This is a genomic window from Streptomyces phytophilus (genome assembly GCF_013870535.1).
Lineage (GTDB): Bacteria > Actinomycetota > Actinomycetes > Streptomycetales > Streptomycetaceae > Streptomyces > Streptomyces phytophilus.
This window is the reverse complement of record NZ_JACBXC010001330.1, coordinates 1-1,615: the sequence shown is the minus strand read 5'-3', so window position 1 is coordinate 1,615 and position 1,615 is coordinate 1. Positions and strand designations below refer to the sequence as shown.

2 protein-coding genes are annotated in these 1,615 nt (G+C 73.4%); both read right to left on the bottom strand.

The window, feature by feature from the left end:
- Positions 1 to 175: 175 nt before the first annotated feature.
- On the bottom strand, positions 176 to 1,168 hold the full coding sequence (locus tag H5J30_RS32090) for an aldo/keto reductase (RefSeq protein WP_181791132.1): 993 nt from the start codon (positions 1,166 to 1,168) through the stop codon (positions 176 to 178).
- A 61-nt stretch (positions 1,169 to 1,229) separates the two neighbouring features.
- On the bottom strand, positions 1,230 to 1,615 hold a 386-nt coding region (locus tag H5J30_RS32085), incomplete at its 5' end, for a D-arabinono-1,4-lactone oxidase (protein WP_309505695.1).

The window sequence follows — 1,615 nt, the reverse complement described above, 5'->3', positions numbered from 1 at the left end:
GCCGGTGACGATCAGGTCGGCGCGGGCCGCGACCAGGCGCTCGGCGAGCACCCGGCCGACGCCCCCGGTCGCGCCGGTGAGCAGGACGGTCTGGCCGGCGATCTTCATCCTGCGGCTCCCGGGACTCCTGGGGCTTGCGTGCGTGCGGGGCGTGCGGGGCTTGCGGGGCTTGCGGTCACCAGCGGTGGTGCACCTGGCCGCGGATCCTGCGGTCGTACAGCTCGCGCAGCCGCTCGACGGTCGTCGCGGGCAGCGGCGCCATCGACCCGACGGCCGCGTTGTCCCGCGCCTGCCCGACCGAGGTGGCGCCCGGGATCACCGTGGTGACGCCGTCCTGCTGGACGACCCAGCGCAGGGCGAGCTGCGCGGGCGTCGTGCCCTCGGGCACCAGGGCGGCGAACTCGGCGGCGGCCGCGAGGCCGGTCTCGTAGTCGACGCCGGAGAAGGTCTCGCCGACGTCGAACCGCTCGCCGTGCCGGTTGTACGTGCGGTGGTCGTCCTCGGCGAAGACCGTGTCCGGCTTGAACTTCGCGGACAGCAGCCCGGACGCCAGCGGAACCCGGGCGATGATGCCCACACCCGCGGCCCTGGCGGCGGGCAGGACCTCCTCCAGCGGCTTGCGCCGGAACACGTTCAGGATGATCTGCACGGAGGCGACACCCGGCCGGGCGAGGGCGGTCATGGCCTGGGCGCAGGTCTCGACGCTCACGCCGTACGCCTTCATCCGGCCCTCCTCGACCAGCGTGTCGAGGGCGTCGAAGACCGCGTCGGACGCGAACACGGCGTCCGGCGGGGTGTGCAGCTGCACCAGGTCGAGCGTGTCCATCCCGAGGTTCGCCCGCGACCGGTCGGACCACTCCCGCAAGTTGTCGAGGGTGAAGGAACCCAGCTCCTGCGGGCCGCGGCGGCCGAACTTGGTCGCCACCGCGGGGCGTTCGCCCGCCGAGGTGCGGAAGTCCTTGAGGAACCGCCCGATCAGCCGTTCGCTGCGGCCGTCACCGTAGACGTCGGCGGTGTCGATGAAGTCGACGCCGGACGCGACGGCCGCATCCAGGATGGTGCGGACGTCGCGTTCGCCGACGTGGCTCCAGCCGTCGCCGAACTGCCAGGTGCCGAGGCCGACGACGGAGAGCTTCCGGTCCGCCCTGGGCAGAAGTCGTGTTCTCATGCGAGCACTCCCGGTCTGGTGGATCGATGGGTGGGGGCGGGCCGCACCGGAGCGGATCCGGTCACCGGGCACCGGCGGGGAACACGTCGTCGAGAAGGGCGCTGCCGAACTTGCCGCCCGGGTCGAACGTCGCCCGCAGCTCCTGGAAATCGGCCGCACGGCGGTAGCGCGACCGGATCTCGGGGCCCGTCATCGCCGTCAGCTTCGCCCAGTGCGGCCGCGCTCCGAGGGGTACGAGCCGCTCCTCCACGGCGGCGATCACCGGCAGCACTTGGGCGGCGTCCCGGATCCAGGTGAAGTGGAACGTCACCGAGTCCCGTTCGTACGCGGGGCTCAGCCACAGGTCGTCGTGGTGCACGGTCCGGACCTCGCCGACCTGGAGGACCGGCCCGAGCGTCCCGTGCAGCCCGCGCAGCGCGGCGAACGCGGCCGGGGCGGCGGCGCGCG